Origin of the sequence: Rhodococcus opacus B4 (assembly GCF_000010805.1) — a bacterium.
Taxonomy (GTDB): Bacteria; Actinomycetota; Actinomycetes; order Mycobacteriales; family Mycobacteriaceae; genus Rhodococcus_F; species Rhodococcus_F opacus_C.
Genome location: NC_012522.1, coordinates 6,173,200 through 6,198,967, shown reverse-complemented (window position 1 = coordinate 6,198,967; position 25,768 = coordinate 6,173,200). Strand labels below are relative to the sequence as shown.

Here is a 25,768-nt window from a genome sequence, read left to right as displayed (position 1 = left end):
CCGTTCAGCCCCTCTCGGCTGCGGCGTCTTCCGTGACGCCGCAGCCGATCTGTTCGCAGAATCCCAGCATGGCCGTGCGCGCGACGTCGACGGTGATGAGGCTGTTGCCCCCGACGATGTGCAGCCCGTACGCGTCCTCGAGCGCCACCAGGTTCATGGCCGCCTGGTCGATGTCGCCGCGCACGGCGAACTCCCCCGCACCGTGCCCGTCGCCGAGGATGGCCCGATACGTCGCCAGCTGTCGCAGATACATCTTCTGGACCAATTCGTCGTGCAGCGCCGAAGTGCCCGTCATGAAGTCGAATTCGTAGAGCAGCCGCATCAGGGTGTCGTCGGGTCCGCTCGGCAGTCCGGCGTCGATCGCCGTGCGCAGCTTGGCCGCGTACGACGACTGCGCGGCCACCGCCTCGTCCCGGAGGTCGCAGTAGCGCTCGGTGCCCGCCCGATGCGCCTCGGCGAGAAGCGAATCCAGATCGTCGAAATAGTAGAGCAGCGCACCCCGTGTCAGGCCCGCCCGTTTCGCGACGTCGGTCAGCGACAGCGACCTGAGCCCGTGCGCGGATCCCGCCTGCAGCGTGGCCTCGATGAGTTCGGAACGCCGCTGCTTCTGAGTGTTCGGTCGCGCCATGCCGTTGACACTAGCGGACGTGATCTGTGACACTCGGCCCAGTTGTTTGACGGATCCGTCAAAAAACTATTCGCTCCTCGTCCCCTCCCCGAACGGACAACCCCATGGACCAGACCGCCCGGCCTCCGACCGTCACTTCCACCACCCCGTCCGGCACGTACGAGGCCTCGCTCTCCCGCAGCATCGGCGTCGGCGGAAACATCCTCATCACCCTGTCGTCGATCTCACCGGCGTCGAGTGTCTTCATCCTCGGCGGCTCGGCCCTCGCCCTGTTCGGCACCGGCGTCTTCTGGGCGTTTCTCGTCGCCGGCGTCGTCAGCATCCTGATCGCGTTCTGCTACGCCGAACTCGCCTCCGCGTATCCCGTTGCCGGCGGCGACTACTCGCTGGTGTCGCGGGCACTCGGCCCGGCCTTCGGCGTCGCGACGTTCTTCATCAGCCTCATCTCGCTGCCGCTGATCATCGCGGTCTTCGCCCTCGGGGTCGCCGACTACCTGGGAGTCGCGATCCACGGACTGTCGCCGCAGCAGACCGCGCTGGTCGTGGTCGTGATCACCACCGTGACCGCGTGTTTCGACATCCGGACGAACGCCTGGCTCACCGGGGTCTTCCTCGGCGTCGAGATGGCGGCGCTGGGCCTGCTCACCGTCCTCGGCTTCGTCCACATGGAGCGGCCGCTGACGAGCCTGCTCAGCCCGGAGGTCCTCGACCCGGCCACCGGCACCCTCGCACCGCTCGCGATCTCCGGACTGATGCTGGCCGTCACCCAGGGCATCTTCGCGTACAACGGGTACGGCGGCGCCGTCTACTTCGCCGAGGAGACCAAGAACGCGGCCCGCTCGATCGCGAAGGCCGTCATCTGGAGCGCCGTCATCACCGTCGCCACCGAACTCGTTCCGCTGATCGCGATCATGGTCGGCGCCCGCTCCCAGACCGAACTCTTCGGCTCCAGCCTTCCCGTGGAGGCCTTCCTCACCGAACGCGCCGGTCACGCCGTCGCGATGGTGGTTCTGCTCTCGATCGCCCTCGCCGTGATCAACGCCATCATCGCGATCACGCTGCAGGCGGGCCGGCTGCTCTACGCCGCCGCTCGCGATCGCGCCCTGCCGCAGACGGTCGCGGCGCCGCTGCAGGCCGTCAGCACCAAGGGCCGTGTCCCCGTGCTCGCCACCGTCGTGATGGGCGCCATCGCGTTCGCCGCGTGCTTCGTCCCCCTGGACGTGCTGCTCACCGCCACCGGGTCGACCCTCATGTTCACGTACCTGTTCATCGCGCTGGCCGCGATCAGACACCGCCGCGGCGGAGAAGCCCGCGCCGGCTACCGCATGCCGCTCTGGCCCCTCGCCCCGGGAATCTGCATCGCCGCGCTCGGCCTCGTCTTCGTCGTCACCCTGCTCGACCCGGAGCAGTGGCTCAGCCTCGGCATCTCGCTCGGACTCGTCGCCGCCGGCTTCGTCTACTACGCCCTGTACCTGCGACCGCGCAAGAACACCCACCTGCTGCTGCTCGACGCCGCCCCCGAGGAGATCTGCTGATGCTCGACCTACTGCTGAACAACGGCGTCGTGCGCACGTTCGACGCGCCCGGCCGGGCCGAGGCCGTCGGCATCGCGGACGGCCGGATCCGGTACGTCGGGACCACCGAGGACGCCCCGCCCGCCCGGCGGACCATCGACCTGCGAGGCCGGCTGGTCACCCCCGGCATCATCGACAGCCACAACCACCTGCTCCTCGGATTCGACCCCGACGCGGTGAGTCTCGAAGGCGCACAGGACCTCCCGGAGGTCCGGCGGCGGATCGGCGCGCACGCGGCCGCCCGCCCCGACCTCGACTGGATCTGCGCCGAGAACGCCGTCTACTCCGTGGTTGCCGGGCGCCGGCCGAACGCCGACGACCTCCGCGGCGTCACGGACCGCCCGGTGTTCATCACCACCTACGACCAGCACTCGGTGTGGCTGAACGACGCCGCACTGCGGAGGCTCGGCATCGACCGCGGCACCCAGATTCCCTGGGGAAGACCGGAATTCGACGACAACGGCCTGCCCACCGGCTGGGTCACGGACTTCTACACCAGCGCGATGACGCGGGCCGGCCTGGCCGGTCTGCAGCGCGACATCCCGATGTACTCCCCCGACCGCCGCTATCGTCGGATCACGTCCAGCCTGGAGATGGCGACGGCGAGCGGAATCACCACCGTCGTCGAACCGCAGGTCCCGCTGGCCGAACTCGACCTGATGTACCGGGCACGCGCCGAGGGACGGATGCAGTCGCGGGTGATCACCGCCCTGTTCCACCCGGTCGGCGCCGACGCCGCGTTCCGCCGGGACCTGCGGGAGGCCGTCGACGGCGCACCGGTCGACGACATGCTCCGGCTCGGGCCGGTCAAGCTGTACGCCGACGACGTGATCGAGCCGCACACCGCCGCGATGCTGTCCGACTACGCGAACCGGCCGGGTCATCGCGGAGCGCCGAGCCTGCCGCCGCAGGAGTTCACCGCGATGCTCACCGAACTCGACCGTCTCGGCTTCCAGACGCACACGCACGCGACCGGCGACTGGGGCATCCGGCTCGCGCTGGACTCGATCGAGCACGCCGCCCGCGTGAACGGCACGACCGACCGGCGGCACGGCATCGTCCACGTCGAGTGCCTCCACCCCGAGGACCTTCCCCGGTTCCGGGACCTCGGTGTGGTCGCGGCGATGCAGCCGCGGCACTGCTCGCCCGACCTCGTCGCGGGGACGTGGATGGAGAACGTCGGCGAGGACCGGTGGGACCGGGCGTGGCGCTTCCGTTCGCTCGCCGAGTCGGGGGCGGCGCTGGCATTCTCCAGCGACTGGCAGGTCGGGGAGATGGATCCGCTCGTCGGCCTCTACTCCGCCCTCACCCGCTCGGGTCTGGACGGCTTGACCGACTGGACCCCACGCGAACGGATGGACCTGGATTCGGCGTTGCGGGCATACACCCGCGGCGGCGCCTGGGCCTGGCACGCCGAGGACGAACTCGGCGTGATCCGACCCGGCGCCCACGCCGACCTGGTCGTCTGGTCGGCGGACCTGTACGCGCTCGAGCCCGGACAACTCCTCGGCGAGCGGGCCGACCTCACCCTGGTCGGCGGCGAGGTCGTGTACGACGCCGCCGTCGCGAGCGTCCCCGCGGACGTGCCGTTCGCCGGTTCCGGCGCGGCCGGCCACACCTGCTCGCACGGGTGACGTCCGGGTTGGACAACTCGGCGCGGCGGGGGGCGCGTCTTTCACCATTTTGTCAGCTGCCTCCGGCTTGTGAGACAGCGCACACTTGTTTTCAGATGTTTCGAACCACGAGAGGAACCGGTACCGATGTCGATCGACGTACTCGAGAACTACATCAACGGTGAGTTCGTCGCCTCATCCGCGACGGAGACGCTGGACTTGATCAATCCTGTGGACGAGAGCGTCGTCGGGCGGGCGCCCGTCTCCACCAAAGCCGATGTGGACGCGGCCGTCGAGGCCGCCGAGCGGGCCTTCGTCTCGTGGGGCAAGACCACACCGAGCGTGCGTCAGACCGCGTTGCTGAAGCTCGCCGACGCGATCGAGGCGCACAGCGACGAACTCGTCGAGGCCGAGTGCCGCAACACCGGGCAGCCCAAGCAGGTCATCGCCGACGAAGAGATCAAGGTCGGCGCCGACCAGCTCCGCTTCTTCGCCGGCGCGGCCCGCATGCTCGAGGGCAAGGCCGCCGGCGAGTACATGGACGGCTTCACCTCCTACGTGCGCCGCGAGCCGATCGGCGTCGTCGGCCAGGTCACCCCGTGGAACTACCCGTTCATGATGGCCCTGTGGAAGATCGGCCCCGCGCTCGCGGCCGGCAACACGATCGTCCTCAAGCCCAGCGACACCACCCCCAACAGCACCCTCGTCCTGGCCCGGCTGACCAAGGGGATCCTCCCGGACGGCGTCTTCAACGTCGTCCTCGGCAACGGCGAGACCGGCGCCACCCTCGTGGAGAACCCCGCCCTCGGACTGGTGTCGATCACCGGATCCGTGCGGGCCGGCATCGCCGTCGCCGTCTCCGCCGCCCGCCAGCTCAAGCGCGCCCACCTCGAGCTGGGCGGCAAGGCACCCGCGATCGTCTTCGGCGACGTCGACATCGAGAAGACCGCGAGCGGCATCGCCGAGGCTGCCTTCTTCAACGGCGGCCAGGACTGCACCGCCGCCACCCGCGTCCTCGTCCACGAGTCCATCCACGACCAGCTCGTCGACGCCCTCGTCCGCAAGGCCGAGACCCTCAAGCCCGGCCTACCCGACGACCCGGACACGTTCTACGGCCCGCTCAACAACGTCAACCACTTCAACGCGGTCAGTTCCAAGATCGCCGACCTCCCCGCGTCCGCGAAGATCGTCACCGGCGGAAAGCGTTCCGGGGAGCAGGGATTCTTCTTCGAACCCACCGTGATCACCGGCGTCGACCAGCGCGACGACATCGTGCAGGAGGAGACGTTCGGTCCGATCCTCACCGTGCAGAGCTTCTCCGACGAGAAGGAGGCCGTGACCCTGGCCAACGACGTCCGGTACGGTCTCGCGTCGAGCGTGTGGACCAACGATCACGGCGTCACGCAACGACTTTCCGCCGCACTCGATTTCGGTGCCGTCTGGATCAACTGCCACATCCCGCTGGTCGCGGAGATGCCGCACGGCGGATTCAAGTACTCCGGATACGGCAAGGACCTCTCCGGCTACGGCGTCGAGGACTACACCCGCATCAAGCACGTCATGAGCTCGAACGACTGACGTCGCACCCACCGATTCCCATCCACGTCACGACCCTGAGGACTGCACCATCATGAACGACATCCAGTACCGGCTGCCGCAGAAGCGCGCCCTGGTCACCGAGCTCCCCGGCCCGAAGTCGGCGGCCCTCACCGCTCGCCGCCGCGCCACCGTGGCCGCGGGCGTCGGCTCCAGCGTCCCCGTGTACGCGGCGGATGCCGACGGTGGTGTGGTCGTCGACGTCGACGGCAACTCCCTGATCGACCTCGGCTCGGGCATCGCGGTCACCAGCGTGGGCGCGTCCGATCCGGCCGTCGCCGAGGCGGTGCGAGAGCAGGTCGGGCACTTCACCCACACCTGTTTCATGGTCACCCCGTACGAGGGCTACGTCCGCGTGGCGGAGGAACTCGCCGCCCTCACCCCCGGCGACCACGAGAAGCGCACCGTCCTGTTCAACTCGGGCGCCGAGGCGGTGGAGAACGCGATCAAGGTTGCTCGCCTCGCCACCGGCCGCGACGCCGTCGTCGCGTTCGACCACGCCTACCACGGTCGTACGAACCTGACGATGGCCCTCACCGCCAAGTCGATGCCCTACAAGGCCCACTTCGGTCCGTTCGCGCCCGAGGTGTACCGGCTCCCCATGTCCTACCCCTACCGGGACCAGGACGGACTGACCGGCGAGCAGGCCGCCCAGCGCGCCATCAGCCAGATGGAGAAGCAGATCGGCGCCGATTCACTCGCGGCGATCATCATCGAGCCGATCCAGGGCGAGGGCGGATTCATCGTTCCCGCCGAGGGATTCCTCCCCACCCTGGTGAACTGGGCCCGCGCCAACGGCGTCGTGTTCATCGCCGACGAGGTGCAGACCGGTTTCTCCCGCACCGGCGCGTGGTTCGCGTGCGAGCACGAGGAGATCGTCCCGGACATCATCACGATGGCCAAGGGCATGGCGGGCGGCATGCCGCTGTCCGCGATCACGGGCCGCGCCGAACTGCTCGACAAGGTGCACCCCGGTGGACTGGGCGGCACGTACGGCGGCAACCCCGTCGCGTGTGCCGCTGCGCTCGCCGCGCTCGACAGCATGCGGAAGTTCGACCTGCCCGCTCGCGCACAGCACATCGGCGACACCGTCCTGCCGCGGCTGCGGGCCCTCGCCGCCGAGGTCGAGGTCATCGGTGACGTGCGCGGACGCGGCGCGATGCTCGCGATGGAGTTCGTCAAGCCCGGCACGAACGAGCCGGACGCCGAACTGACGAAGGCCATTGCCGCCCACGCGCTCGCACAAGGTGTCATTCTGCTGACATGCGGTACGTACGGCAACGTCATCCGACTGCTTCCGCCGCTGGTCATCGGCGACGACCTGCTCGACGACGCCCTCACCGTCATCGAGCAGATCGTGCGCTCGCTCGTCTGACCCGTGCGCCTTTTCGGTAGCCACCACAACCGAAAAGGCGCACGAGCACGAACTGCCCACCCCACGACCAGAGGAGACATCATGACCCGGACGACCACCGGCACGTTCCATCCTCTGGACCCGTTGGGGGCGGACGAATTCGCGCAGGCCGCGGCCGTCCTCGCCCGGGAACACGGGGTCGGGGACGGCTGGCGGTTCGCGTCGATCGAACTCGCCGAACCGGGCAAGGCCGCGGTGTCGGCGTTCGACACGTCGGGCACCGTCCCGGACCGCCGGGCGCTCGTCGTGTGCTTCGACCGCGCAAGCGGAGACACCTACAAGGCACTCGTCTCGCTGACGGGAGACAACGTGGTCTCCTGGCAGCACATCCCGGACGTCCAGGCGAATTTCACGGTCGACGAATGGGAGGAGGCGGACGCCTTCCTCCGCGCGCACCCGGACGTGATCGCAGCGCTCGCGAAGCGCGGGGTCACGGACATGAGCCTGGTGTTCATGGACGTCTGGACGTACGGCGACGCGGTGACCCCGGAGAAGTACAAGGGCCGCAGGCTCGGCTGGTCGGACACCTGGGTGCGGGCGTCCGAGGGCGCCAACCCGTATGCGGGCCCGGTCAACGGTTTCCACTGCGTCATCGACGTCAACAAGATGGAACTGCTCGAGATCGAGGACACGTTCAGCGTCGAACGTCCCGAGGTCATGGGCGAGTACGTGCCCCGGCACATTCCGGAACGGATCCGCGCCGCGAGCACCCGGCCGCCGTTGAAGCCGTTGGACATCGTCCAGCCGGAGGGACCGTCGTTCACACTCGAGGGCAACAAACTCGAATGGCAGAACTGGTCGCTGCGGGTGGGGTTCAACTACCGCGAGGGCATGACCCTGCACGCGGTGACGTACAACGACAACGGCCGGGTGCGTTCGATCGCGAACCGGATGTCGTTCGCGGAGATGGCGGTGCCGTACCGCGACACCAGTCCCGACCACTACCGTCGCACCGCCTTCGACATCGGCGAGTGGGGCATCGGGTTCATGACCACCTCCCTCACCCTGGGCTGCGACTGCCTCGGCGAGATCCGGTACCTCGACGCCGTCCTCCACGACAGCAAGGGTGTGCCGTTCACGATCGAGAACGCGATCTGCATCCACGAGGAGGACAACGCCGTCCTCTGGAAGCACGTCGACCACGACGGCGCCGAGGTGCGCCGCATGCGGCGGCTGACGGTGTCGACGCACGTGACGGTCGCCAACTACGAGTATCTCGTCTACTGGCGGTTCTACCAGGACGGCAACATCGAGTGCGAGGTCCGTGCCACCGGGATCATGGTGGTCAGCCACTTCCCCGAAGGTGGTGAGCACCCGAGCGGGACGCTCGTCGACAACCGCACGTACGCGCCGTTCCACCAGCATTTCCTGGTCGCCCGGCTCGATCTCGACGTCGACGGCACCGAGAACACGGTGTACGCGACCGAGACCGAGATCGTGCCGATGAGCCCGGACAATCCCCTGGGTCTCGCGCTGCGGCAGAAGAACACCCCGCTGCGGACCGAACTCGAGGGCCGCCAGGACTTCGACTGGCAGAGCCAGCGGGCGTGGAAGGTCGTCAACGACAACACGACCACCGGGCTCGGCACCGCCCCCGCCTACAAACTCGTTCCCGGCAGCGCGATCCCGTCGATGTTCGACCCGGCGTCACCGATCTTCCAGCGCACCGGCGCGATCGGCCACACCGTCTGGGTGACCCCCAACTCCCCCGACGAACGCTGGCCCGCCGGGGAATTCGTGAACCAGAGCAAGGTCGATCACGGACTTCCCGCCTGGACCGCGGCCGACCGCCCGATCGAGAACACCGACGTGGTGCTCTGGTACACGTTCGGGATCCACCACATTCCCCGGCCGGAGGACTGGCCGATCATGCCCGCCGACACCGTGTCGTTCTGGCTGAAACCGGCTGGATTCTTCGACCGCAACCCCGCCCTCGACGTCGCCCCCACCCCGGAGGCGTGCGATCACCACCATCCCCACCACGAGGACTCCGATGACTGATTTCGAACGGCTCCGCGCCACCCTGCCCACCGGTCTGTGGATCGACGGCGCCCAGACCGACCCGATCGACGGCGGCACCTTCCCGGTGTACGACCCGGCCACGGGAACCCTCATCGCCGACGTCGCCGACGCCGGCGGCAAGGACGCGATGCGCGCACTGGACTCCGCCGCGGCGGTCCAGGAGGAATGGGCAGCGACCGCACCCCGGCAGCGGTCGATCATCCTGCGCTCGGCGTGGGAGAAGGTCATCGAGCGCACCGACGACCTCGCACTGCTCATGACGATGGAGATGGGCAAGGCGCTGCCGGAAAGCCGCGGCGAGGTGAACTACGGCGCCGAGTTCCTGCGCTGGTTCAGCGAGGAAGCCGTCCGCATCCAGGGCCGCTACACCACGTCGCCGTCGGGCAGCGGACGGATCATGGTCACCAAGGTCCCCGTCGGACCCACCCTGGCCGTCACCCCGTGGAACTTCCCCCTCGCGATGGGCACCCGCAAGATCGGCCCCGCGCTCGCCGCCGGCTGCACGATCATCGTCAAGCCCGCCGAGGACACCCCGCTCACCATGCTGCTGCTCGCCGAGATCTTCGCCGAGGCAGGCCTGCCCGCCGGGGTTCTGTCGGTGCTGCCCGCGTCGAACGCCGCCGCCGTCACCGAACCGCTGCTCGCCGACCCGCGACTGCGGAAGGTGACGTTCACCGGATCCACCCGCGTCGGCAAGATCCTCATCGAGCAGTCCGCCCAGCAGGTTCTGCGCACGTCGATGGAACTCGGCGGCAACGCACCGTTCGTCGTGTTCGACGACGCCGACATCGACGCCGCCGTCGAGGGCGCGATGGCCGCGAAGATGCGCAACGGCGGCGAGGCCTGCACCGCCGCCAACCGCCTGATCGTCGCCAACTCGGTGCGCGAGGAATTCACCACCAAGCTCACCGACCGGATCGCCGCGCTCCGCGTCGGACCCGGCAGCGAGGACGGCACCAACGTCGGTCCCCTCGTCAACGAGAAGCAGCGCCGCAACGTGGCCTCCCTCGTCGACGACGCCGTCGCCGCGGGCGCCCGGGTCCGCACCGGCGGCAAATCCGTCGACGGTCCCGGCTACTTCTTCCAGCCCACCGTCCTCGACGAGGTGCCCGCGAACGCGCGCATCGTCCGCGAGGAGATCTTCGGACCCGTCGCCGCGATCACCGGATTCGACACCGAGGCCGAGGGCGTCGCCGCCGCCAACGACACCGAATACGGTCTCGCCGCGTACATCTACACGCAGAACGTCGAACGCGCGTTCCGCGTCGCCGACAAGCTCGAAAGCGGCATGGTCGGCGTCAACCGCGGAGTGATCTCCGACGTCGCCGCACCGTTCGGCGGAGTCAAGCAGTCCGGACTCGGCAGCGAAGGCGGCACCGAAGGCATCGAGGAGTACCTCGAGACCAAGTACGTCGGCTTCGCGTAAACCACCCGCCCCGAGACAGATCGGAACCCTCACCATGCGATTGGTCGTTGGATATCTCGCCACTCCCAGCGGGGAGGACGGTCTGGCCCTCGGGGCGCAGCTCGCCCGTAGTCTCGGCGCACAGCTCGACATCTGCATGGTTCTCCCGCCGGACCGGACGGTCCCGGCGAGAGTTCCGGCAGAGACCGGCTACGACGACATCCTCGCCTCCCGTGCCCAGCGCTGGCTGGACGAGGCGAAGTCGTCGGTGCCGAGCGACATCGACGTGGACGTCCACCTGAGCTTCCACGATTCGTTCGCCCAGGGTCTCATCGACGAGGTGTCCCGGCTGGGGGCGCAGGCAATCGTCCTCGGCGCCGCCGGGGACGGCCTGCTGGGGCGGCACTCCGTCGGCTCCGTGTCGACGGAACTGCTGCACTCGGCGCACGTTCCGCTGGCCCTCGCGCCCCGCGGCTATCGGCATTCCTCCGCGAAGAAAATCCGCGAGGTGACGTGCGCGCTCGGGACCCGGACCGGGGCGGATGTGCTGCTGCGGACGGCGGTGCGGACGTGCGAGCGGATGCAGACCCCGCTCCGCCTCGTCTCGCTCGTCGCACTCGACCCGCAGAACGATCTACGCGATCACCGGGACACCCCCGGCGACGTCCGCGACCGAGCCGTCGCCCACGCGCAGAGCACCCTCGAAGAGGCGAAATCCGCCCTTCCCGAAGACTTTCCCGTATCCGTCACGATCGCCGACGACTCCTCCGTGGAATCGGCGGTCCGCAAACTCGAGTGGCAGGACGGCGACCTCGTCATGGTCGGCTCCAGCCGGCTCGCCCAACCTCATCGACTGTTCCTGGGATCCACCGCGGCCAAGATGCTCCGCGTCCTGCCGGTGCCCATGGTGGTCGTCCCCAAGCAGGAGTTTTCAGGCAGTGAGTAAGCAGTGAGTAAACCGTCCGCGACACCCGCCCCGGATCCACGATCGTTCCCGACCGGAGGTTCAGACATGACGAACAGCGAAGGCGCACCGGCCTCGGCCGGCGTCGCCGTGAGCACCAAGGGCCTGGCCACCGGTGCGGTCGGGACGTTCTCCGGGGCGATCCTCGGAATCTCCTCCGTGGCACCGGGTTACACGCTGACGGCCAGCATCGGGCTGATCGTCGCCGCCGTCGGGCTGAAGATGCCCGCCATCTTCATCGCCGGGTTCATCCCCATGTTCCTCACGGCGTACGCCTACCGGGAACTCAACTCCGAATCCCCCGACTGCGGTGCGTCCTTCACCTGGTCGACGAAGGCGTTCGGACCGTACGTCGGGTGGATGTGCGGCTGGGGCATGGTGATCGCCACGATCATCGTGCTCTCGAACCTGGCGGCGATCGCGGTCCAATTCTTCTATCTGTTCATCGCGAAACTGTTCGACGCCCCGAGCATCGCCGATCTCCCCGGCAACAAATTCGTGAACGTCGGTACGACGCTCGTGTTCATCGCCCTCGCCACCTGGATCGCCAGCCGCGGCATCACCACCAGTGAGCGCCTGCAGGTCGCGCTCGTCGGCTTCCAGATGGTCCTGCTCATCGCGTTCGCGGTGGTGGCACTGGTTCACGTCGGCAACGGCGACGCCCCCGCCGGACTCTCGTTCGACCTGAGCTGGTTCAACCCGTTCACGGGGCTGGCCCTCGGCGCGTTCGTGATCGGCCTGACCGGTTCCATCTTCGCGTTCTGGGGCTGGGACACCTGCCTGACGCTGGGCGAGGAGTCGAAGAACCCGAAGAAGACCCCCGGTCGCGCCGGACTGCTGTGCGTCGCGACGATCCTGCTGACCTACCTGCTCGTGTCGGTCGCGGCGATGATGTACGCCGGCGTCGGCGAGGACGGTCTCGGCCTCGGCAACCCGGACAACTCCGAGAACGTGTTCGGCGCCCTCGCCGATCCGGTTCTCGGCAACTGGGGCGGCATGCTGCTGTTCCTCGCGGTGTTCGTCTCCTCGGTCGCGAGCCTGCAGACCACGTTCCTGCCCGCGGCGCGCACGATGCTGGCCATGGGCGCCTACGGCGCGTTCCCCAAGAAGCTCGCCGAGGTGTCCCCGCGATTCCTGGTGCCGTCCTTCGCGACCGTCGTCGCCGGGGTGGTGACCGCGGTCTTCTACACCGTCGTCACGTTCCTGTCCGAGCGCACGCTGCTCGACACGATCGCCGCGCTGGGCATCATGATCTGCTGGTACTACGGCATCACCGCGTTCGCCTGCGTGTGGTACTTCCGGGGCAGGTTGTTCACCAGTGTGCGCAACGCCGTCTTCCGGTTCGCGTTCCCGCTGCTCGGCGGTCTGATGCTGTTCGCCGTGTTCGTCATCTCGATCGACGAGAGCATGGACCCGGAGAATGCGAGCGGTGCGTCCATCGGCGGCATCGGGCTCGTCTTCTTCCTCGGGTTCGGCATCCTCCTCCTCGGCGCCGTGCTGATGATGATCATGCGCTTCCGCAGTCCCGCATTCTTCGAGGGCAAGACCCTCACCCGCGACACCTCGGCGTTGCGGGACGAGAGCGACCTCACGGCTCGTTCGGAGCCTGCGCCACCAAGCCAGCGATAAGCGTCCGCAGCCCGAACTCGAAAGCTGCATCGGCCCGTCCGGGGTTCGGCCCGGACGTGGCCAGGGCGGCCCGCATGGACTCGTTCGCCTCCGGGGCGGTCGCCCAGACCACCTCGGGTGCGGCGAGGTCCAGCGCCGACCCCAGCACGAAACTGTCGACCGTCGTGATGGCGTGCAAAATCTCCTCGGGCGTGAAGCCGCCGTCCGAGAATGCCTGAGCCAGAGCGTTGTACAGAGCGAATGCCACACCGGACTGCACTGTGTGCGCGGTGAACAGAGGAATCAGCCGAGGATGCTCGGCGTAGTTGCGCCGATATTCGCGCGCCAGGCCGGCCACCGTCTCGCTCCACTTGCCGTCGGGGTCCGCCACCACGATGCCCGCCATCATGCGGGCACGCATCAGTTCGATGATCTCCGCCCTCCCGGACACGTGGTTGTACAGCGAGGAGGGCCGCACCTTCAGCCGTTCGGCGAGACCCGGCATCGTGAAATCACCCGTGAGGTCCACCATGCGCATGGCGGCTTCGGTGATGATCTCCGGCGACAGCAGTCGCTGCGATGGCCGTGGCATGGGTGCCCTCCTGGTCGGTGTGCGTGACCGGCGACGCGCGCCTCGGCGCCGCCGTAGCGGCGACCAGGGCGGATACCGAAGGAATCGAAATCGTCGCTCCCCGCCCCTTGATCGCCGAGCATTTACCCACCATACTTAACGAATCCAATTCGTTTTAGGCGCTCGCCGAACCGGACATCCGAGGAACCACAATGTTGACGATCACCGCCCTCACCCCTCCCGAGTCCCTGGCGCGGACCCGCGAGACCGCACGCACCCCACTCCGCGTCGGACTCGTCCAGCACCGCTGGCACGAGAACGAGCAGGATCTGCGGGCCGAACTCGACGCGGGCATTGCCGAGGCCGCGAAGCTCGGGGCGCGCGTGGTGTTTCTCCCCGAACTCACGCTGAGCCGGTACCCCGCCTTCGTCGAAGGCGGCGAGAACCCCGGCCGCAACGCGGAGGACCTTCTCACCGGGCCGACGTTCACGTTCGCCGCCAAGGCCGCCGCCGAACACGGCGTCCTCGTCCACGCGTCCCTGTACGAGCGCAACGACTCCGAGGACGGCGTGCAGTTCGAGGACGGGCTCGGTTTCAACACCGCCATCCTCGTCGCCCCCTCCGGAGAACTGCTCGCGCGCACCCGCAAGCTGCACATCCCCGTCACCGCCGGCTACTACGAGGACACCTACTTCCGCGGCGGCCCCGCCGAGAACCCGTACCCCGTCCACAGCCCCGACGCGCTCGGCGGCGTCAAGCTCGGACTGCCCACCTGCTGGGACGAATGGTTCCCCGAGGTCGCCCGCGCCTACTCGCTCGGCGGCGCCGACATCCTGGTGTACCCCACCGCGATCGGCTCCGAGCCCGACCACCCGCAGTTCGACACCCAGCCGCTGTGGCAGCAGGTGATCGTCGGCAACGGCATCGCGAACGGCACGTTCATGGTGGTACCCAACCGCCACGGCGGCGAAGGCCTCATCACGTTCTACGGCTCGTCGTTCATCTCCGACCCCTACGGCCGCATCCTCGCGCAGGCCCCCCGCGACGAATCCGCGGTGCTGGTCGCCGACCTCGACCTCCAGCAGCGCGAGGACTGGCTTGCGCTGTTCCCGTTCCTGGCGACCCGGCGCCCGGACACGTACGGCGTCCTCACCGAGCCCGTCGACCACGCCGCCCCGTTCGGGAGGAACTGATGACCTGGCGCATGCCCGCGGAAGGCGAACTGCACGAACGCACCTGGATGGCCTATCCCAGTGAGGGCTACTCCCTGGGCGACACCCCCGAGGAGCACCACGAGGCCCGCACCACCTGGGCCGAGGTGGCGCACGCGGTCGCCCGATTCGAACCCGTCACCGTCGTCGTCGACCCCGGCCAGGTAGCGGCGGCGAAGAAGTATCTCTCCGCCGACATCGGCATCGTCGAGGCACCCCTGAACGACGCCTGGATGCGCGACATCGGACCCACGTTCGTGCTGTCCGAGGACGGACGCCTCGGCGGCGTCGACTGGATCTTCAACGGCTGGGGCGGCCAGGACTGGGCGCAGTGGGACAAGGACTCGAAGATCGGTGCCCTGGTGGTCGAGCGGTCCGGGGCCGAACTCGTCGACTCGCCGATCGTCAACGAGGGCGGCGGCATCCAGGTCGACGGCCTCGGCACCGTCCTGGTCACCGAGACCGTGCAACTCGACCCCGGCCGCAACCCGAACCTGTCGAAGGCCGACATCGAGGCGGAACTCGCCCGCACGATCGGTGCCACCAAGGTGATCTGGCTGCCGCGCGGACTGACCCGCGACTCCGACACCTACGGCACCCGCGGGCACGTCGACATCGTCGCCGCCATCCCGTCGCCGGGCGTCGTCCTCGTGCACGACCAGCGCAACCCCGAACACCCCGACTTCGAGGTCAGCAAGGCCGTCATCGACGTGCTGAAGCAGACCACGGACGCCCGCGGTGAGTCGTGGGAGATCATCACCGTCCCCGCGCCGCAGATCCTGCGCGACGAGGAGGGCTTCGTCGACTACAGCTACATCAACCATTTCGTCGTCAACGGCGGCGTCATCGCGTGCAGCTTCGACGATCCCGCGGACGAGGAAGCGGTCGCGATCCTGTCGGCCGCCTACCCCGGACGCACGGTCGTGCCGGTCGACGCCCGCCCGCTCTTCGCCCGCGGCGGCGGCATCCACTGCATCACCCAGCACCAGCCAGCGTGTGCTTCGCACCCGTGAGTACTTGTTAACCGCCCGCGGTTGACAAGTACTCACGGGCTAGCGCCTGCGACGCATGTAGTCGCTCACGACCGCGGCGCCGAGACCGTCCAGACCGGGCGCCACGACGCGACCGCCGACGCGCTCGGCCATCCGGTCCACCACCCGCGCGAGACCGGGATCCTCACCGAGCCGGAAGAACGTGACGTGGGCGCCGAGCCGGGCGAGGGTGTCGAGTTCCCGGACCGTCAGACCGAGGGTCCGGGCGCTCGGCGGGTAGTCGAAATAGGCGAACCCGTCCGGCTCCAGATGCGCGGTCGGCTCACCGTCCGTCACGATCAGGACCACCGGCTGGGCGTTGGGGTGCCGACGCAGATGCCGGGCGGCCAGCAGCAGCGCGTGGTGCAGGTTGGTGCCCTGGTCCCAGGCGCCGTCCAGGCCCGCCAACTCCGACGGCGTCAGCACCTGCGCGTGCCGCCCGAACGAGATGAGCTGCAGTTCGTCGCTGCGGAACCGTGTGCTCACCAGGTGATTCAGCGCGAGTGCGGTGCGTTTCATCGGCACCCACCGCCCCTCCATCACCATCGAGAACGACGTGTCGACCAGCAACGCGACCGCCGCCTGCGTCCGCTGCTCGGTCTCCATCACCTCGACGTCCGCGACGGACAACCGGACCGGCACGCGACCGCGTTCGGCCGGATCGGACGACGCCCGCAGCACCGCGTTGGTGATGGTGCGCGTGACGTCCCACGGCTCGGTGTCGCCGAACTCCCACTCGCGGGACGCCCCGGTCGGCTCCCCCATCGCCCCGGCTCGGCGCGTCTCCCGTTGCCCGCCCCGTGAAGACAGTTGCTGCGCCACGTCCCGCAGTGCCGTCTGGCCGAGTTGACGCATCGCCTTGGGCGACAGCCGCCATTGACCGTCCGCGCCGCGATCGAAGAAACCCTGGTCCCGCAGGGCCTTCTCGAGTTCGGCGAGGGTCTGCGCATCCGCCGCCGCCTCGTCGCCCAGTTGCCGGGCCAGGGCCTCCGCGTCGATGTCGTCGAGTTGCGCACCCGCGTACTGCTGCGACAGTTGTTCGGCGAGCGACTCGAGTTCCGCGATGTCCTGCAAGGCCCCGGTGCCCTCGCCGAGACCCATGCCGTCGTCGCCGCGGAACCGCTGCGCGCCCTGCCAGTCCTCGCCGGGGCGCGCGGCCTGCAGGTGCTGGTCGAGGCGGTCCAGCTGTCCTATCAGCGACGGGTCGCCGAATGCCTGTTGCGCGAGCGCGTCGAGTTCGTCGCGCTGTTCCTGCGACAGCGAGTTCCGCAACCGCTGCGCCGCCGCCGCGCGCTGCGCCAGCGAGTCGAGCAGTTCCTCGACGTTGCGCGGGTTCTCGGGGAAATATTCCCCGTGTTTGTTCATGAACTCGTCGAACTGCTCCTGGGTGTCCTCGCCGCGGGAATGCTTGTCGAGCAGGTCGTTGAGGTCTTCCAGCATCTCGCGGATCGCCTGACGGTCCGCCTCGGTAGCACCCTCGAGCGCCTGCTTCATGCCGGCGAACCGCTGGTCCAGCACCTCGCGGCCCAGCAGGTCGCGGATCTTCTCGTAGTCGGCACGGGCTTCGGAACTGCGCCAGTCGTAGCCGGCGAGTTCCTGCACGGCCTGCGCGGTGGACGGCGACAGTTCCTCGAGGCGCATCTCGGAGAACCGGGCGTCGTCGTCGAGCGCGCGGGCCAGGGTCTTGCGTTCCTCGAGCACCGCGCGGTCGAGGAGTTCCCGGACCTCTTCGAGGGTGCCGTTCAGGTTGTTCCGCTTCAGCAGTTCGCGGCGCCGCCGATTGGCCTCGGCCGCAAGCTCGTCCAGCCCGCGCATGTCCCGGTTGCCGCGCCGCAGCATCTCGCGCAGCGCCTGCCGAGGCGAACTGCCCGCGAACACGTCGTCACCGATCGCCGCGAGGGCCTCGCGCAGGTCCACCGGCGCCGCCAGCGGATCACCGCCCTCGTACGGCCCGTACCGCGCATTGTGCGGCCCGCGTTCCGCCTTGCGGGACATTACGAATACACCGTCTGCCCGTTGATGTCCGGGTTCTTGGAGATCCGCCGCGCCAGGTACAGCCCCTCGAGCGCGAACTCGGCCGCCGCGGCCCGCTCGCCGTCGGACTCCGCGCCCAGACGCTCGGCGAGCACGTCGAGGACCTCGAGTTCGGGCAGTTCGTTCAGCAGTGCCTTCGCCGTGATCCGTTCGCCGGTGACCACCGGGTCGCCCTGCTCGACGGCATCCACGAGTTCGGCGAGGTCGATGCCGCCGAGCCGGGTGCGGACCGTGTCGGCCGTCGCCCGCCGGAGCAGGTGCTCGAGCACCTCGATCTCGCGTCCCTCCTCACCGGATTCGAATTCCACCTTGCCCCGCAGCACGTCGACGACGGTCTCGAGGTCGACCGGCCGCGCGACCGGGTCGGCCTCACCGAGCACCGCGCCGCGATGCACCGCAGCCGCACTGACGGTTTCGGCGCCGGCCACCGCGAAGCGGGCGGACACCCCCGACCGCTGATCGACCGACGTCGACTCGCGGAGCAGCCGGGTGAACCGGGCCAGGATCTCGAGAAGATACTCGGGCACCTCTGCGGTGAGGTGCGCCTCCTGGAGGATGACCGCGACCTCGTCGTCGAGACGCGTCGGGTAGTGCGTCCGGATCTCCGCGCCGAACCGGTCCTTCAGCGGGGTGATGATGCGACCGCGGTTCGTGTAGTCCTCCGGGTTCGCACTGGCCACCATGAGGACGTCCAGCGGTAGCCGGAGGGTGTACCCGCGGACCTGGATGTCGCGTTCCTCCATGACGTTGAGCAGCGACACCTGGATGCGTTCGGCGAGGTCGGGCAGCTCGTTGATGGCGACGATGCCCCGGTGCGCGCGGGGGACGAGACCGAAGTGGATGGTCTCCGGGTCGCCGAGACTGCGGCCCTCCGCGACCTTGACCGGATCCACGTCGCCGACCAGGTCCGCCACCGACGTGTCGGGGGTCGCGAGCTTCTCCGAGTACCGCTCACTGCGGTGCCGCCACGCGACGGGCAGGCTGTCACCCAATTCCTGCGCCCTGCGGATCGATGCCGGGGTGATGGGCTCATAGGGATGCTCCCCGAGTTCGGAACCGGCGATCACCGGGGTCCATTCGTCGAGGAGCAGATTGAGGGTGCGGAGGAGGCGGGTCTTGCCCTGGCCCCGTTCGCCGAGCAAAACCACATCGTGACCTGCGATGAGTGCTCGTTCGAGCTGGGGTTCCACCGTCTCTTCGAAACCGACGATGCCGGGCCACGGATCGCGGCCGTCGCGGAGCGCCGCGAGCAGGTTCTCGCGGATCTCTTCCTTGACGGTGCGTTGAACGTGGCCCGACTCGCGGAGCTCGCCGACGGTGGAAGGTCTGTGTTCCGATGACGTCACCACTCCACGCTACGAGGGTTCGGGCGAATCGGCACGCGGTTAACGGTCACCGGCCCGCACCGGACCGCCCCCGCGGGCCGCGGGAGCCGTTCGCGGATCGTGCCCGCACGTGCGGATTCTTCGCCGTCGCGCGCGTCCGGTCCCGCACGTCCGCCTACGCGGCGACCTCGTACGAGGACGCGGCGTCCAACTCGCGCCACGCGGCACGGTAGCGCTCGACGGTCACCGGATCGGCCTCCGCCAGAAGCGAGTCCAGCAGGAGTCGCGGATCGCCGCGCCATGCCCGGACCACGTTCGCGACCGCACGGTTGGAGAACAGACCCGACCCGGTGAGCGCAGACACCCACTCGTCGATCGCGCCCCGGTGAATCCGCTCGACGGCCTCCCGGCGGAACCCGCCGTCGACGAAGTCGAGGGAGAACATGGCGGCGACGAAATCACCGGTGGTCAACTGTACGACGTTCATGATGCGGCACCTTTCTGGAGTCGGGAGCTCTTCTCGGACGTAATCCGTTGGAACAACTGGTGATGCAAACGCTAATCGCCGATTGTGTGAGTTCTGTGATGCTTCTCTGAGATCTCGGCCGCGATGCCCGCCCGGCGCTCAGCGCTGGAGTGCGGCGGCTGCGGCGACTGCGCGCGGCGTGAACTGGTAGACAGTCCCCATGCCTGACACCGAGATCACCTTCGCCAGCGGTGCCGTCACCTATTACGGCAGCCTCCGAACGCCCGCCGACGCGAACGGGTCGGCGCCCGCCGCGCTGCTCCTCGCCGGCAGCGGTCCCACCGACCGCAACGGCGACAGCGCCCTGCTCCCCGGTGACATCGGAACCCTGCGTCACCTCGCCGACGTGCTCGAACAGCACGGCATGTCGAGCCTGCGCTACGACAAGATCGGCAGCGGCGACACCGCGCTCGGCCCGTACGAGGTGGACGAGGTCGGCGGTCTCGGCTTCACCACCTTCGTCGACGCCGCGTCCGCAGGCCTGGACTTCCTGGCCGCCCAGCCCGGGGTCGACCCGTCACAGCTGATCGTCATCGGGCACAGCGACGGCGGACTCGTCGCCCTCGCGCTCGCCACCGCGGAGAACGAGTCGCGGGTGCGCGCCGTCGGTCTGCTCGAACCGCTGAGCGTCCGGCTCCTCGACCTGCTCACCACGCAGATCCACGGACAGCTCGACGCCGTCGTCGGCGCCGGACAGCTGCCGGTGGAGCTGGCCGACGAACTGCGGCTCGCGCTCGCGGACACCGTCGAATCGCTCCGCACGTCGGGCACGATCCCCGACGACCTGCCGGAACCCCTGCAGAACGCCGGGCTCGTCCACGCCAACGCCAAGGCCCTCGCAGAGGAGGACGCGCTCGACCCCCGGGCACTGGCCGGCCGGCTGCCCGCCGGTTTCCCGGTGCTCACCAGCTGCTCCGCCAAGGACATCCAGGTGCAACTCGCGGACGTCGACGGCCTGAACGACGCCCTCGCGCACACCGCGCTGACGCCGGTGCGGATGACGAACGCCAACCACGTCCTCAAGGACGTCGGCGACCGTCCGTCCACCGGGCCGGATTACGTGGAACCACTGCCCTACTCGGCGGAGTTCACCGGACCGTTCGCCAGGTGGATCGCGTCGCTGTGATCAGTTCCCGCCGGCCCCGGTGATCACGGCCAGCAGCGTGCTCGCCAGATCGGACACGAGCCCGAGGTTCTTGTCGTTGACGAGGTCCTTCAGCCCGTCCAGCCCCTCGACCTCGAGCAGCGGCGCGAGCATCTCCATCAGCTCGGACAGCTGCGCCGAGTCCGGCGCCGTCGACTTCGGTGCCGCCTTCGGGGTGGTCGCCTTCGGGGTCGTGGTGGTGGCCGACGACGCGCTGTCCTCGCTCGCCTCGGGTATGGTGGTCGCGGCCGGCGCCGCGGCCAGCTCCTGGGCCGGTGCCGCCTCCGACCCCGTCAGCAGGTAGGTGACGATGCCGGTCGTGATGGTGATGGCGTGCTTCAACTGGCCGTCGGAGCTCTCGAGCTGCGCGGAGTCCTCCTTGTTGGACCCGTTGCCCATCTCGACGAACACCAGCGGAACCTGGGTCAGTGCGGGCCCGGCCACGTCGGCGCGGGTCTGGAGGCCGTCGTTCACGCCCGCGTAGTTGGCGGGAACGAAACCGTCGGACTTGTAGGCGTCACGCATCATCTTCGACGCTTCGAGCCCGCCGCCGGACTGCGCCGCGTCCGCCTTCTCGTCCGGGATGGGCAGCGACGGGATGATCATGTGGAACCCGTGCTTGCTCGCGTCCTCACCCTGCGCCGTCGAGTCCGCGTGAATGCTCACCGCCAGATCTGCGTTCGATTCGCTTGCCGCACGAGCTCTTTCGTCGATGCACCCGCCCCAGCCGGTGTCGTCCTGACGACTCAGGACGACCTTCGCGCCGAGGCTCTCGAGGCTGCTCTTGACCAGCTGGGAGACGTTCCAGTTGATGGTGTGCTCGGGCACCCCGCCCAGCGACGTCATGCCGCTCGTCTGGCAGTCCTTGGTGTTGCCCCGGCCGTCGTTCACCTGCTGCGTGAGGTCGTGGCCCTCGCTGGAACCCTGATGCCCGGGGTCGAGGAACACCGTCATCCCGGACAGTTCGGTGCCGGTCGCCGTGGCCGCGGGTTCCGCCGACACCTGAGCAGGGATGAGCACGGACGCACCCAGGACGCAGGCGCCGAGGCCGGCCTTGATCGCAAAACGGTTCATACGGGGATGGGCGCACCGTCGCAGTCCGGGCGCCACTCTCCTTCCACAGGTGCCACTCGAGTCACATCAGCCCCGAGTGAATCAGCTGCACCGCGCGTTCGTGCTGCTCGAGTCCGGATCGAAAGCAACCTGTAACCAAAGTGGTGGGATTCGAATGCGCAGTTCCGTGGGCAACCGTCGAGTGAGCGTCTGCGGTTCTGCGCATTCACACCGGGGCGCCTGCCTGCCGCAATCGGTCCCGAACCCGCGCGACGATCGCCTGCGGTCGTCGGCGCAACTGCTCCGCGTTCACCCGCACCACCACCCATCCGAGTTCGGCCAGCCGTTCCAGGCGCTCGATGTCCCACGTGCGCTGGCGCTCGTCCGACCAGTGCTGCTCGCCGTCGTACTCGACGAGCACCTTCCACCCGACCCAGCCCATGTCTGCTCGGGCGAAGATGCGACCGGACCGGTCCGCGATCGGAATCTGAGTGGTCGGTGCGGGCAGCCCACCTCGAATCAGGACGAGGCGAGTACGCGTCTCCGGTGGGGACTCGGCACCGGGATCGAGCAGCGAAACGACCTCGCGCAGCGACGCCAGTCCGCGTTCGCCCCGATGTCTGCCGGCCACCCCGGATATCTCCGCCGGGCGCAGTCCGGTGTCGTGGCAGAGGGCGTCGAGTACCTCGACGGCCCGGTCGACGGGCAGCCATCTGCCCAGGTCGAATGCGGTGCGCGCCGGGGTGGTGACCAGCATCTCCCCCACTCGGCACACTTCGTCCGGAAGCAGGGCGTCAGCGCGCACGTCGATGCCGTCGACAGATCGCCGGCTGCCTCGCCTGATGAGCGTCGCCGGCTCGCCGCCTCCGATCCACCGGGTTCCGTGCACTGCGGCCGCGGAGAATCCCGCGAGGACCGCTTCGCCGTTCGCCCACAGCCAGGCGGCGCGTGCGCGTGAGAGCGCTGTCACCTCGACGCTTCTGTGCACGTACACGTCTCGATGCAGACGCCGGAAGGTCCGTAACCCGTGGCGGGTGAGCCGCCCGTCTCGTAGCGCTTCCGACCCCCGGAACGGCCGCTGAACTTCCCCCATCGTCGAATCCTGACAGTTCGGCACCTGCCTGCGGCCCCGAATTCCGGGTCTGTGGACAACCTGTGCGGCGATCCACAGAAGCGTCGATGCGCAGAATTGCAGGTGAACATCGCGTACAACGCGCTCGGATCCGCCCAGTGACCGGATAATGGAAGTGCAAACCCTCAACCGGTGCTGTACGGTCATCTACCAACCAGCAACGACACACAGAGAGGTACGGCCATGATGCAGCTTCACGCGCTCTTCGCATCCGTACCCGCCTGGCGTCGATGCTCCGCCGACAAGCACATCTCCAAGTACGGCGCACCCCGAGAATGTTGAGACTCAACCAAGTCGTTCTCGGGCACCCAGGGCAAACCCCTCGGGTGCCTTTTCTTTTACCTTTCACTTTCAGGAGCACCACATGAAACTTCGCATCAACCAGCTGTCCACCTCTCCCCCGTATCTGGACCTGCCGGACGACCTCACCGGATACGCCGTCACCCTCGACCTGTCGCACTGCGACGCCGCCCACGAGGCCGGCCTGGGGGCACTGATCAGCGAGGTCCGCAGTCGCGGTGCGGCCCGCGTGGTCATCACCGGTTCGCCGCGCGAACTCGAGGGCACCGGCCGCACACACGGGGCCGCAGCGGCCTGACAACGCAGAACGGGCCCCGGCGCGATGCCGAGACCCGTTCGAGAGTTGCCGAACGCTAGTGCGCGAAGTGCCGCGCACCCGTCAGGTACATGGTGATGCCGGCTTCCTTGGCCGCATCGATCACCTCGTTGTCGCGGACGGAACCACCCGGCTGCACGACTGCCTTGACACCGGCGTTCGCGAGGACCTGGAGTCCGTCGGGGAACGGGAAGAAAGCGTCCGACGCGCCCACCGACCCGACCACCCGGTCACCGGCCCGCTGCACCGCGAGGTGCGCGGAGTCGACGCGGTTGACCTGGCCCATGCCGACCCCGACCGACGCGCCGTCTGCAGCGAGCAGGATCGCGTTGGACTTCACCGAACGGCACGCGCGCCACGCGAACTCGAGATCCTTCAGGGTCTGCTCGTCCGCGGCGTCGCCGACGGCGAGGGTCCAGTTGGCGGGATCGTCGCCCTCGGCGTCGAGCACGTCGCGCTCCTGGAGGAGCGCCCCACCGGACACGGGACGCAGTTCGATTCCCGTCGCGGTGGGCGCCTGCGCGAGGAGGACGCGGACGTTCTTCTTGCGCTGCAGCACGCCGAGCGCGCCGTCCGCGTACGACGGGGCGATGATCACCTCGGTGAAGATCTCGGCGACCTGCTCGGCCATCTCGACGGTGATCTCGCGGTTCGCGGCGATGACTCCGCCGTATGCGCTGACCGGGTCGCAGGCGTGTGCCTTGCGGTGCGCCTCGGCGATGTCGGCTCCGACCGCGATGCCGCACGGGTTCGCGTGCTTGATGATCGCGACCGCCGGCTCACTGAAGTCGAATGCCGCACGCCACGCCGCGTCGCCGTCGGTGTAGTTGTTGTACGACATTTCCTTGCCGTGCAGCTGCTCGGCCTGGGCCAGACCGGCCGGGGCGGCGGAGTTCACGTAGAGCGCCGCGGCCTGGTGCGGGTTCTCGCCGTAGCGCAGGACGGCCGAGCGGTCCCAGGTGGCGCCTGCCCACTCGGGGAACTGCGAGTCGCCGCTGTCCACCAGCGTGGACGTCATCCAGCTCGCGACCGCGACGTCGTACGACGCGGTGTGCTGGAACGCCTGCGCTGCGAGGGCTGTGCGCTCGGGCAGTGTGAAACCGCCGTCCGCGATCGCGGTCAGCACGTTGTCGTAGCGAGCGGGATCCACCACGACGGCCACCGACGGGTGGTTCTTCGCGGCGGCACGCACCATGGACGGACCGCCGATGTCGATCTGCTCGACGCATTCGTCGGGCGTCGCACCCGAGGCGACGGTCTGGGTGAACGGGTACAGGTTCACGACCACCAGCTGGAATGCCTCGATGCCGAGTTCCTCGAGCTGCGCGAGGTGCTCCGGCTTCCGGGTGTCCGCGAGGACACCGGCGTGCACCCGCGGGTGCAGGGTCTTGACGCGGCCCTCGAGGCACTCGGGGAAGCCGGTCAGCGCCTCGACGGGGGTGACCGGGATGCCGGCGTCGGCGATCTTCGCTGCCGTCGACCCTGTCGACACAAGCTCGACGCCTGCCTTGTGCAGGCCCGTAGCCAGTTCGACCAGACCGGTCTTGTCGTAGACGCTGACGAGCGCTCGGCGTACTGCCTTGCGTTCACTCACTGGGGATCACGGCCTTTCGTCCATCGGAAACAACTCCACGGGTGGCGACAGCGGCGATGACCTCCGCCAGCAACCGTCGCTCCACAGTCTTGATGCGTTCGTGCAGGGTCGACTCGTCGTCGCCGTCGAGCACCGGAACGGGTTCCTGCGCCAGGATCGGGCCGGTGTCGACCCCCGCGTCCACGAGGTGGACCGTCGATCCCGACACCTTGACGCCATAGGCCAGCGCATCCGGGACCGCGTGCGCACCGGGGAAAGCGGGCAGCAACGCGGGGTGCGTGTTGATGATGCGACCGCCGAAGCGGTCCAGGAAAGCGGGGCCGAGGATCTTCATGAATCCCGCGGACACCACGAGCGACGGCTGGTGTGACGCGACGGCCTCCGTCAGCGCGACGTCCCAGGTCGACCGGTCCGCGTGGTCGCGGAGCCCGATCCGGAAGTGGGCGATGCCCGCGGACTCCGCATGCCGGATGGCGTCGCAGTCGCGGTCGACGCCGACGGCGACGATCTCGGCGGGATACCCGTCGGCGTGTGTCGCGTCGATCAACGATCTCAGGAGGGTTCCCGCACCGGAGGCGAGTACCACGATCCGCGCCGGCGCGGATCCGACCGGCGAAGCGGTCGTGGGCCCCAGGTGGTCACGCGAGGAAGTCAGCGCTCTACTCCTGAACAATCGAAAGGCCGGGTGTATCGAAAGGGGGCGGTCG

General features: G+C 68.7%; 21 protein-coding genes. 12 read left to right on the top strand and 9 right to left on the bottom strand.

Going from position 1 to position 25,768, the window contains the following annotated elements:
• Positions 1-4 precede the first annotated feature (4 nt).
• Positions 5-628, bottom strand: coding sequence for a TetR/AcrR family transcriptional regulator (locus ROP_RS28105; protein WP_193384869.1), 624 nt, complete (start codon positions 626-628; stop codon positions 5-7).
• A 104-nt stretch (positions 629-732) separates the two neighbouring features.
• On the opposite strand from ROP_RS28105, the gene ROP_RS28100 reads away from it, so the two are divergent.
• From ROP_RS28100 to ROP_RS28065, 8 genes are all read left to right on the top strand, one after another.
• Positions 733-2,163 (top strand): APC family permease, encoded by a 1,431-nt coding sequence (locus ROP_RS28100; RefSeq protein WP_015889411.1) that lies wholly within the window; start codon positions 733-735, stop codon positions 2,161-2,163.
• Entirely contained in the window at positions 2,163-3,836 is a 1,674-nt protein-coding gene (locus tag ROP_RS28095) for an amidohydrolase (RefSeq protein ID WP_015889410.1), read from the top strand. The genes ROP_RS28100 and ROP_RS28095 overlap by 1 nt, the downstream gene beginning before the upstream one ends.
• Positions 3,837-3,962: 126 nt before the next feature.
• Positions 3,963-5,393, top strand: coding sequence for a gamma-aminobutyraldehyde dehydrogenase (locus ROP_RS28090; RefSeq protein ID WP_015889409.1), 1,431 nt, complete (start codon positions 3,963-3,965; stop codon positions 5,391-5,393).
• Positions 5,394-5,445: 52 nt separating this feature from the next.
• Positions 5,446-6,786, top strand: coding sequence for a 4-aminobutyrate--2-oxoglutarate transaminase (gene gabT, locus ROP_RS28085; protein ID WP_015889408.1), 1,341 nt, complete (start codon positions 5,446-5,448; stop codon positions 6,784-6,786).
• 81 nt (positions 6,787-6,867) lie between these two features.
• A complete protein-coding gene (locus ROP_RS28080; RefSeq protein ID WP_015889407.1) occupies positions 6,868-8,826 on the top strand; it encodes a primary-amine oxidase in 1,959 nt (652 codons plus the stop codon).
• Positions 8,819-10,273 carry an NAD-dependent succinate-semialdehyde dehydrogenase gene (locus ROP_RS28075; protein WP_015889406.1) on the top strand — a complete coding sequence of 485 codons (1,455 nt, stop codon included), beginning with the start codon at positions 8,819-8,821 and terminating at the stop codon, positions 10,271-10,273. Before ROP_RS28080 ends, ROP_RS28075 begins: the two co-directional genes overlap by 8 nt.
• Positions 10,274-10,307: 34 nt before the next feature.
• The gene (locus ROP_RS28070) at positions 10,308-11,198 is read left to right on the top strand and encodes a universal stress protein (protein WP_015889405.1); all 891 of its coding nucleotides are present in this window, start codon (positions 10,308-10,310) and stop codon (positions 11,196-11,198) included.
• A 66-nt stretch (positions 11,199-11,264) separates the two neighbouring features.
• Entirely contained in the window at positions 11,265-12,845 is a 1,581-nt protein-coding gene (locus tag ROP_RS28065; RefSeq protein WP_015889404.1) for an APC family permease, read from the top strand.
• On the opposite strand, the gene ROP_RS28060 is transcribed toward ROP_RS28065, so the two are convergent.
• Complete coding sequence (locus ROP_RS28060) at positions 12,805-13,416, bottom strand: TetR/AcrR family transcriptional regulator (protein WP_015889403.1); 612 nt, start codon at positions 13,414-13,416, stop codon at positions 12,805-12,807. The two genes, ROP_RS28065 and ROP_RS28060, sit on opposite strands and share 41 nt — an antisense overlap.
• A 191-nt stretch (positions 13,417-13,607) precedes the next feature.
• On the opposite strand from ROP_RS28060, the gene ROP_RS28055 reads away from it, so the two are divergent.
• Together ROP_RS28055 and ROP_RS28050 are read left to right on the top strand one after the other, a co-directional pair.
• A complete protein-coding gene (locus tag ROP_RS28055) occupies positions 13,608-14,588 on the top strand; it encodes a nitrilase-related carbon-nitrogen hydrolase (protein ID WP_015889402.1) in 981 nt (326 codons plus the stop codon).
• A complete protein-coding gene (locus ROP_RS28050; RefSeq protein ID WP_015889401.1) occupies positions 14,588-15,619 on the top strand; it encodes an agmatine deiminase family protein in 1,032 nt (343 codons plus the stop codon). Before ROP_RS28055 ends, ROP_RS28050 begins: the two co-directional genes overlap by 1 nt.
• Before the next feature lie 39 nt (positions 15,620-15,658).
• On the opposite strand, the gene ROP_RS28045 is transcribed toward ROP_RS28050, so the two are convergent.
• From ROP_RS28045 to ROP_RS28035, 3 genes are all read right to left on the bottom strand, one after another.
• Positions 15,659-17,632 (bottom strand): vWA domain-containing protein, encoded by a 1,974-nt coding sequence (locus ROP_RS28045; RefSeq protein WP_015889400.1) that lies wholly within the window; start codon positions 17,630-17,632, stop codon positions 15,659-15,661.
• Positions 17,632-19,017, bottom strand: a complete 1,386-nt coding sequence (locus tag ROP_RS28040; protein WP_015889399.1) for a sigma 54-interacting transcriptional regulator — start codon at positions 19,015-19,017, stop codon at positions 17,632-17,634. Before ROP_RS28040 ends, ROP_RS28045 begins: the two co-directional genes overlap by 1 nt.
• Positions 19,018-19,171: 154 nt before the next feature.
• A complete protein-coding gene (locus tag ROP_RS28035) occupies positions 19,172-19,483 on the bottom strand; it encodes a hypothetical protein (RefSeq protein WP_015889398.1) in 312 nt (103 codons plus the stop codon).
• Between the two features lie 199 nt (positions 19,484-19,682).
• Here ROP_RS28035 and ROP_RS28030 point away from each other — a divergent pair, with 199 nt between their 5' ends.
• Positions 19,683-20,648 (top strand): alpha/beta hydrolase, encoded by a 966-nt coding sequence (locus ROP_RS28030; protein ID WP_015889397.1) that lies wholly within the window; start codon positions 19,683-19,685, stop codon positions 20,646-20,648.
• Here ROP_RS28030 and ROP_RS28025 read toward each other — a convergent pair whose 3' ends face one another.
• Positions 20,649-21,740 (bottom strand): N-acetylmuramoyl-L-alanine amidase, encoded by a 1,092-nt coding sequence (locus tag ROP_RS28025; RefSeq protein WP_043825463.1) that lies wholly within the window; start codon positions 21,738-21,740, stop codon positions 20,649-20,651.
• A gap of 205 nt (positions 21,741-21,945) precedes the next feature.
• Complete coding sequence (locus tag ROP_RS28020; protein WP_015889395.1) at positions 21,946-22,812, bottom strand: DUF559 domain-containing protein; 867 nt, start codon at positions 22,810-22,812, stop codon at positions 21,946-21,948.
• Between the two features lie 403 nt (positions 22,813-23,215).
• On the opposite strand from ROP_RS28020, the gene ROP_RS28015 reads away from it, so the two are divergent.
• Positions 23,216-23,449: a hypothetical protein gene (locus tag ROP_RS28015; protein ID WP_015889394.1), complete on the top strand. Its 234-nt coding sequence runs from the start codon at positions 23,216-23,218 to the stop codon at positions 23,447-23,449.
• Between the two features lie 55 nt (positions 23,450-23,504).
• Here the strand turns inward: ROP_RS28015 and purH are convergent, their stop codons facing one another.
• Together purH and purN are read right to left on the bottom strand one after the other, a co-directional pair.
• Positions 23,505-25,061, bottom strand: coding sequence for a bifunctional phosphoribosylaminoimidazolecarboxamide formyltransferase/IMP cyclohydrolase (purH, locus tag ROP_RS28010; protein WP_015889393.1), 1,557 nt, complete (start codon positions 25,059-25,061; stop codon positions 23,505-23,507).
• On the bottom strand, positions 25,054-25,734 hold the full coding sequence (gene purN / locus ROP_RS28005) for a phosphoribosylglycinamide formyltransferase (protein ID WP_015889392.1): 681 nt from the start codon (positions 25,732-25,734) through the stop codon (positions 25,054-25,056). The genes purH and purN overlap by 8 nt, the downstream gene beginning before the upstream one ends.
• Positions 25,735-25,768 lie beyond the last annotated feature (34 nt).